This is a genomic window from Variovorax sp. 20P10.2.4 (assembly GCF_058244205.1).
Window position 1 is genome coordinate 21,172 of record NZ_JBZAYE010000022.1, and the last position, 7,616, is coordinate 28,787.

Annotated in this window: 7 protein-coding genes and 1 pseudogene; all 8 read right to left on the reverse strand. The window is 70.6% G+C overall.

Annotated elements, in window-relative coordinates; genetic code table 11:
* Window positions 1–116: 116 nt before the first annotated feature.
* Complete coding sequence (gene rraA, locus AC27VN_RS04030) at window positions 117–620, reverse strand: ribonuclease E activity regulator RraA (RefSeq protein ID WP_490875706.1); 504 nt, start codon at window positions 618–620, stop codon at window positions 117–119.
* The gene (locus AC27VN_RS04035) at window positions 617–1,456 is read right to left on the reverse strand and encodes an SDR family NAD(P)-dependent oxidoreductase (protein ID WP_490875707.1); all 840 of its coding nucleotides are present in this window, start codon (window positions 1,454–1,456) and stop codon (window positions 617–619) included. Before AC27VN_RS04035 ends, rraA begins: the two co-directional genes overlap by 4 nt.
* Window positions 1,453–2,235, reverse strand: coding sequence for an SDR family NAD(P)-dependent oxidoreductase (locus AC27VN_RS04040; RefSeq protein ID WP_490875708.1), 783 nt, complete (start codon window positions 2,233–2,235; stop codon window positions 1,453–1,455). The genes AC27VN_RS04035 and AC27VN_RS04040 overlap by 4 nt, the downstream gene beginning before the upstream one ends.
* Window positions 2,232–3,866 (reverse strand): AMP-binding protein, encoded by a 1,635-nt coding sequence (locus tag AC27VN_RS04045; protein WP_490875709.1) that lies wholly within the window; start codon window positions 3,864–3,866, stop codon window positions 2,232–2,234. Before AC27VN_RS04045 ends, AC27VN_RS04040 begins: the two co-directional genes overlap by 4 nt.
* Window positions 3,867–3,869: 3 nt before the next feature.
* Entirely contained in the window at window positions 3,870–5,105 is a 1,236-nt protein-coding gene (locus AC27VN_RS04050; protein WP_490875710.1) for a thiolase family protein, read from the reverse strand.
* Between the two features lie 55 nt (window positions 5,106–5,160).
* A complete protein-coding gene (locus AC27VN_RS04055; protein WP_296786424.1) occupies window positions 5,161–6,159 on the reverse strand; it encodes a tripartite tricarboxylate transporter substrate binding protein in 999 nt (332 codons plus the stop codon).
* Window positions 6,160–6,215: 56 nt separating this feature from the next.
* Window positions 6,216–6,920 carry a TetR/AcrR family transcriptional regulator gene (locus AC27VN_RS04060; protein WP_490875711.1) on the reverse strand — a complete coding sequence of 235 codons (705 nt, stop codon included), beginning with the start codon at window positions 6,918–6,920 and terminating at the stop codon, window positions 6,216–6,218.
* Between the two features lie 327 nt (window positions 6,921–7,247).
* Window positions 7,248–7,616 (reverse strand): annotated as a pseudogene (locus AC27VN_RS04065) (hypothetical protein); the annotation flags it as partial.

A 7,616-nucleotide genomic window follows, 5' to 3' on the forward strand; every position in this document is an offset into this window, starting at 1 on the left:
GTCCGCGGCGCGAAGGCGTGCTTGCATGGCCGCAGTCTAGGGCGGCACGCGCGCGGCATCGATGCCGCGCCGATCGACTTCGGTGCCGATTCGATCGGAAGTCGTTCGGCCCGGCCTCAGCCCGGATAGACGAACGGGGCCGGCCTGTATTCGGTGTCCCGCACCAGGATGCCGTCGGCATCGGCGTAGACCCAATCGCCGGGCTCGAAGGTCACGCCCCCGAAGCGCACGGCGATGTCGCGCGCGAAAGGCGCGGCCACGGTCGCGCTGCGCGGCGTCGTGCACAGGGCCTTCACGCCGAGCTCACAGGTGGCCATCTCCCGCGCATCGCGGATCGCTCCGAAAACGATCGCGCCCGCCCATCCGTTGCGCACGGCGATCGAGGCCATGGTGCCGCCGAACAGCGCGATGCCGCGCGAGCCGTGGCCGTCGATGACCAGCACCTTCCCATGGCCCGGTTCGAGGCAGATCGGGACGCCCGCGCGGTGATCGTCGCGGACCCGCAGCGTGACCGCCTGGCCCCAGAACGTGCGTCGCTGCCCGAAGTCGAGCAAGCCGGCGTCGCACCACCTGCTGGCGTCGGGATCGTCGTCGGAGATGTCGGCGGTGGCGAAGGTCATGCGGGCGCCCCGGTGCCTGCCGTGCTCGCGGGAACCGGTGCGGTCACCTGGTTGTGCAGGCCGCCGTCCACGAAGATGTCGGTGCCCGTGATGTAGCGCGCCGCGTCGCTGGCCAGGAAGGCGGCCGCGTCGGCGGCGTCCCAGGGCGACCCCATGGCGCCCGTCGGGCAGGTGGCATTGCGCGTGGCCAGCAGATGTTCGAGGCCTTGCGGATGGGCCCCGGCCAATTGCTGGCGCACCAGCGCCGTGTCCATCAGGCCCAGCAGGATGTTGTTGCAGCGGATGCCGCGTCCCGCGTACTGCATCGCGACGCTCGCGCCCAGGGCGTTCAGCGCGGCCTTGCTCGCGTGATAGGCGCACAGCGCGGCCGAACCCGCGCGCGCGGCCGCGATCGACGACACCTGCACCACGGCGCCGCGCCCGGCCTTGTCCATCAGCGGCAGCACATGCTTCAGCGCGAGGAACGCCGAGCGCGTGTTCAGCGCGAAGGAGCGGTCCCAGTCTTCCACCGCCAGTTCCGCCGGCCCGCCGTGCATGACGACGCCGACGTTGTTGACCAGGATGTCGACGTTGCCGTTGATCGCCTGCGCGATCCGCACCGCGTCGCGGATCGAGGACTCGACGCACACGTCCGCCTCGATCGCTTCGCAGCGTGCGCCGCTCTCCTGCGCCAGGCGCTGGGTTCGCCGCGCGGCTTCGAGGTCCTTGTCGGCCGCGAACACGAGCGCGCCGTGCTGCGCCATGCGGATCGCGATCGCCGCGCCGTTGCCCGGGCCCACCGCGGACGCGCCGGCGCCGAAGACCAGCGCGGTCCTGGATTGAAGGGGGAAGTTCATCGTGGATTCATCCTCAAGGCGCCGTCGATGCGCACGCACTCGCCATTCATGTAGCCGTTGGTCAGCAGGAACTCGACCAGCCGGGCGTATTCGTCGGGGTCGCCGACGCGGCTCGGAAACGGCACCGACGATTCCAGTGCCCGCCGAACGTGCTCGGGCCCGGCGCGCAGCATCGGGGTGTCGAAGACACCGGGCTTGATCGTGTTGACGCGGATGCCCTCGCTGGCGAAGTCGCGCGCGATCGGCAGCGTCATGCCCGCCACGCCGGCCTTCGATGCCGCATACGCCGCCTGCCCCATCTGGCCCTCGTCGGCGCTGATCGACGCGGTGTTGACGATCGCGCCGCGCTCGCCATCCGGCAGGCGGTCGAGCGCCAGCATGCCGGCGCTCGACCGGGCGATGCAGCGGAAGGTGCCGAGCAGGTTGATCGCGATCACGCGTTCGTAGTCGGCCATCGGATGGTGGCGGATCGCGCCCGTTGCGCGGTCCCGCGCCGCGGTCTTGTGGGCATGCACGATCCCCGCGCAATTGACGAGGATGCGTTCCTGGCCATGCGCCTGGCGGGCGCGCGCGAAGGCGTCGTCCACGCTGGCCTCGGAGGCCACCTCGGCATGACAGAACACGCCGCCGATGCGCCGGGCCAGCGCCGCGCCGGCTTCGGCGTCGAGATCGAACAGCGCGACCTTCACGCCGCGCGCGGCGAGCCGGATCGCGGTGGCCGCTCCGAGTCCCCTGGCGCCGCCGGTGACGACGGCCGAGAGCTTTTCGTCGAGCTTCATGCGGCGGCTCCCGTTCCGGCGCGGCGGGCGCCTTCCTCTGCGTGCACGCCCAGCGGTTCGCGGGCCAGGGCCTCGATCAGCAGGCGCTCCAGCGGCTTCTCGGAAGCGGTCTTGGGAATCTCCGGGACCACCTGGACGAAGCTCGGCACGAAGTTGGGCTCCAGCGCCGCGCGACAGCAGCGGAACAGCGCCTGCACATCGAGCGTCGAGCCGTCGAGCGGCACCACCGCCGCCACCACGTCTTTCTCTCCCGGTGCGCCCGAGGCGGCCGGCACGCCGTACACGAAGACGTCGCGGACCAGGCCCGATTCGGCGATCGACTTCTCGACATAGGCGGTGTTGATGAAGTCGCCGTTGCGGCGCAAGCCCCCGCCCTGGCGGTATTCGAAGAACAGCCAGCCGTCGCCGTCTTCGCGCACGACGTCGCCCATGCGCAGCCAGCCGCCCGCGCACTTGCGCGCGGAGGCCTCGGGATTGCCGACGTACTCGACGCGAAACGGCGAACCGTCGGCCGGCCGCAGCCACAGCTCGCCGGCAACGCCGCGCGGCAGCTCGGCGCCCGTGTCGTCCACGATGCGGTAGCTGAAGTGCGGCGCGACCCGCCCGATGCTGCCGATGGGTCCCGCGTCCAGCGGCTTGATCGCGAGGCCGCCCTCGGCCGAGCCGTAGAACTCCAGCACCTTGACGCCGAAGCGTTGTTCGAACCGCGCCCAGATCGCGGCCGGCATGCCCGCCGACACGACGAAGCGCACTGGGTTCTGCGCATCGTCCGCGCGCGGCGGTTCGGCATACAGGGTGGTCGTCATGCCGCCCAGCAGCGTGAAGGTCGTGCACCGGTACTTGCGTGTGAGGGCCCACAGCCGCGAGCGCGTGAAGCGGCGCGAGAACACCACGGGCAGCCCGCCGAGCAGCGCCGGCGCGAGCGTGACCTGCAGCGCGTTGGCATGGGTCAGCGAGAGGCCGGAATACAGCCGGTCGTCGGGCCGGTAGCCGAAGCCCTTCAAGGCCGCGGCGGCGGTGTCGCAGAAGCGGCGATGCGTCATGACGATGCCCTTGGGATCGCCCGTGGTGCCCGAGGTGTGGAGGATCAGCATCGCCTCCTCGCCGTTGTCCGCCGGCACCGGCAGGTCGTCGCCCTCCACGATCCGCAGCGCGGCGTAGTCCTCCACGCGCGGGGCCCACATCGCGCGTCCCGGGCCTTCGTCGGTGGCGAGCGCGGCGATCCATTCGATGCCCGCGTCGTCCTCGAGCAGTTCCTCGGCGCCGGGCAGCGCGTAGTCAGCGGCGACCAGGCCGGTCGCCCTCGAGTTCGCGATCATGAAGCGCAGCTTCTCGCCCCGGGTGCGAGGGTCGATCGGCACCAGCACCACGCGCAGCAGCGCGGCCGCGATCATCAGCTCGACGAACTCGGCATGGTTCGCCATCAGGACCGCGATCACGCTGCCGGGCCCGGCGCCGCGCCGGCCCAGGCCGCGTGCCAGCGCCTGCGCGTTGCGCCACAGCTGGCCGTAGCTGCGCGCGACATCGGGCACCGCATGGCCTCCTTCGAACAGCAGGGACTCGCGCGCCGGCTCGGCGTGCGCGAAGGAATGGACGATCGAGGCGAGATTGACGTGAGAGCGCTCGGCCATGGCTCAGTCCTTCTGCAGCACGCTGACGACGATGGCCGCGGCGTCTTCCCCGATCCAGCCGCCGCCGTTCTCGGCGAGCGCGGTGCGGGCACCGTGGACCTGGCGTGCCGCGCAGCGGCCGCGCAATTGATCGCTCAGCTCGACCAGCTGCGCGCAGCCCGAGGCACCGATCGGATGGCCCTTGCGCAGCAGCCCGCCCGACGGATTGACGGGCACCCGGCCGCCGAGCCGGGTGGCGCCGCTGTCGAGCAGCGCCACCGCCTCGCCCGGTGCGGCGAGTCCCAGGTGCTCGTAGTAGATCAATTCGGCCGGGGCGCCGGCATCGTGCAGCTCGACCACGTCGAGCTCGGCCGGGCCGAGGCCCGCGGCCTCGTAGGCCTGCGCGGCGACGGTCGGCGCCAGCCGCGCCGGATCGCCGGCCTCGTAGTCCCAGCCCGAAGCCAGCACCGACGACAGCACGCGCACCCGGTCGCGCAGGCCCAGCCGCGCCGCCGCCTGCGCGGACACCAGCACCAGGGCCGCGGCGCCATCGCCGATCGGCGCGCACATCGGGCGCGTCATGGGGTCGACGATCAAGGGCGCGGCCAGCACCTCCTCGATGCTCAGCACCTCCTGGAACTGCGCCTTCGGGTTCAGGCTGCCGTGGAAGGAGTTCTTTGCCGCCACCGCGGCGAAGTCGCGCTGCGTCACGCCATGCGTCGCCATGAAGTCGCGCGCCATGCCGGCGTACAGGTCCATGAAGAGCGAGCGCGATTTGCCCGCCTCGGAGATGTCCGCCTCGGCGCCGGAGCGCGCGAGGTTGCGCGCCAGCCCCGCGAGCACCTCGTCGATGGCCTCGAGGTCGACGGCGCCGTGGAACACCGAGAAGGTGCGGGCCTTGTCCTCGCTGTAGAGCTTCTCGAAGCCGGCCACGAGCACGATGTCGTAGGCCTGCAGCGCGATCATCTGCACCGCCTGCTGGAAGGCGGTGGCCGAGGTGGCGCAGGCATTCTCGACATTGACGACCGGGATGCGCCCGATGCCCAGGCCGCGCAGCACGACCTGGCCGGGGATCAGCACCTGGCCGGTCATCACGCCGGCGGCCGCATTGCCCATGTAGGCCGCCTGCAGCTGCGAGGCTTCGATGCCGGCATCGGTCAGCGCTTCGACGATGGCTTCGGCGGCCAGCGACTTGAGTCCACGGTCGAGGAATTTGCCGAAACGGGTCATGCCCGTTCCCGCGATGAAGACGGGTTGCATTGGTGGAAGCGTCGGGTTCGAAGGGGAGGCGCGGAGGCGGGCTGCAGGCGCCCGTTCACTCGGGCGTGAAGTTGATCGAGCGCAGCACCTCGCCGACCTTGTCGTAGTCGGTGCGCAGCGTCCTGGTCAGTTCCTCCGAGGTGCGCGGCTGGCCGACGGCGAGGCCGATCTCCTGCAGGCGCTCGCGCACGGCGGGCTGTTCGAGGATCTTCAGGGTGGCCTGGCGCAGCCGCGCCTGCGCCGCGGCCGGCACGTCGGGCGTGGTCCAGACGCCGATCCAGACGACGGTCTCGAGGTCCGGGAAGCCGAGTTCGCGGAAGGTGGGCACGTCGGGCAGCATCGGCGAGCGCTGCGGCAGGCTGACCGCGAAGGCCTTGAGCTTGCCCGCCTTGATCAGGGGCAGCGCTGTCGACATGCCGTCGATCATCAACGGCACATGCCCGCCCATGACGTCCGTGAGCCCGGGCATCGATCCCTTGTAGCCGACGTGCGTCATGTCGAGGCCCGCGGCCTGGTTGAGCTTCAGGCCGGTCACGTGCGCGATCGTGCCCGCGCTGTAGGAGGCGTAGCTGACCTTGCCCGGGTTGGCCTTGATGTAGGCGATCAGTTCTCCCATCGTCTTCGCCGGCACCGAGGGATGGCCGACCATCACCAGGCCGAAGCGCGCGAACTCGGCGATCGGCTTGATCTCCTTGGCCATGTCGATGCGCAGCTTGACGATGTGCGGGACCTCGGAGACCAGGCCGCTGATTCCCACCAGCGCGGTGGCGCCGTCGTGCGGCACCTGCATCAGGTCGTTGACCGCGAGCGCGCCGCCCGCGCCCGGCTTCGGATCGACGACGACCGCCTGGCCCAGTTCCTTCTGCAGGCCGTCGCCGAGCATGCGCGCGACGATGTCGGAGGCGCCGCCGGCGGGGCCCGCGACGATGAGGCGCAAGGGCTTGGCCGATGCGGGCTGTGCCTGCGCGCCGGGAGCGGCGAGGGCGGCGAGCGTTGCTGCGGCGGCGGTGCAGAGGAGGCGGCGCAGCGAGTCCGTGCGCGTTCGGTCGGTCATGTTGTCTCCGGTCCTGGGGGCTGTTGCGAAATCGGGCGGCGGGACGCTTCGAGGCGTCACTTCGCCGTTCTCTTGCGGGGCGCGGCCGGCTTTTTTGCCGCCGCCGCTTCGGGCTCGCGCGCCTTGTGGGGCGTGATGCCGTTCCACAGGATCGACATCAACGGGGCGGCCTGCGCCGCGAGCGAGTAGCTGCGGCGGCGGTACTCCCACATCAGGAAGGCCCGGTTGAAGATGGCGTTGAAGGTGTCGAGGATGAGCCGGCTGTCCACGTCGCAGCGCAGTTCGCCTTGCTGCTGCGCATCGGTGATGGCGTGGAGCAGGCGCCGCATCATCTCGTGCTGCGCGTAGCTCGGATCGCGCATCCATCGCTCGAGCGGCACGGTCATGAAGATGATGCGCCCGACGTTGGGATTCCTCTCGTAGAACTCGAGGTGCAGCGTGAGCACCGCGAGCAGCTTGGACTTCAGGTCGCCCGCGTCGTCGAAGGGCTTCAGCGCCGCCGGATAGAGGCCGCCGAGCCAGTGCTGGATGAACCAGAACAGCAGCGCTTCCTTGTCGCCGAAGTAGCGATAGATGGTGCGAAAGCTCATGCCGGCTTCGCGCGCGATGGTGCGCATGTCGGCGCGATGGAAGTCGCCGGCGGCGTAGGTTTCCATCACGACGGGCGAGAGCCGGTCGCGCAGGTTCGCGGGAATGCTCTGCGTTCCGGAAATGGGCGAAAGGGGCTCGGGCGCCGCCGCCGGTGCGTTGCTCTTGGGCATGGACGATGTCGCGGGTGGTGAAGTTGGCCGCGAAGGTAACATCGTTACCCGCTGGCTCGTTCAAGGGAAAACCCGGGGCCTTCGCGCGGGCCGGACCTCGCATGAAGAAGGCCCGCGAAGGTCGTCACCTTGGCGGGCCGGGGCGCGGCGCATGCGCGATGCGCGCACGCGGCATCGAATCGAGACGGCGTCGCCCCTTGCGCGGAGCGACGCGAAGATGCCTAGTGGAAGAACAGCGCGATCAGGATGATCACCGGGATCGGCACGCCGAGAAACAGAAGCAGAAGCGAGCGCATGAGAGGTCTCCTCGAAGTGGTGGAAGTGGATTCAGAGATCGCGGCGACGGCCGCCGTAGGTGGCGGCGAGACTCGCGAAGAAGGCGCCGACGAGCAGCGAGACCACGAGCCACATCGCGGCATAGGCCGAGGCCTTGCGGGCCGTGTCCGCAGCTTCCTTGGCCTTGGCCTGCACGTCGCGCAGCGCGGCCTGCGCCTTGGCATAGACCTCGTTCACGCGCTTCTCGGCGTCCTGTTGACTCATGCCGGTGCGCTGCGCGACCACCTGGCCGACGTACTTGCCGTCCTCGGGCGGCAGCGCGCCGGTGCGGATGCTGTTGAGGAAGATGCGCGTCACCTCGGCGTTCGCGCCGGCCGCGTCGCGCACGGGCGGCGGCGACACCGCGAGGGTGCCGGCATC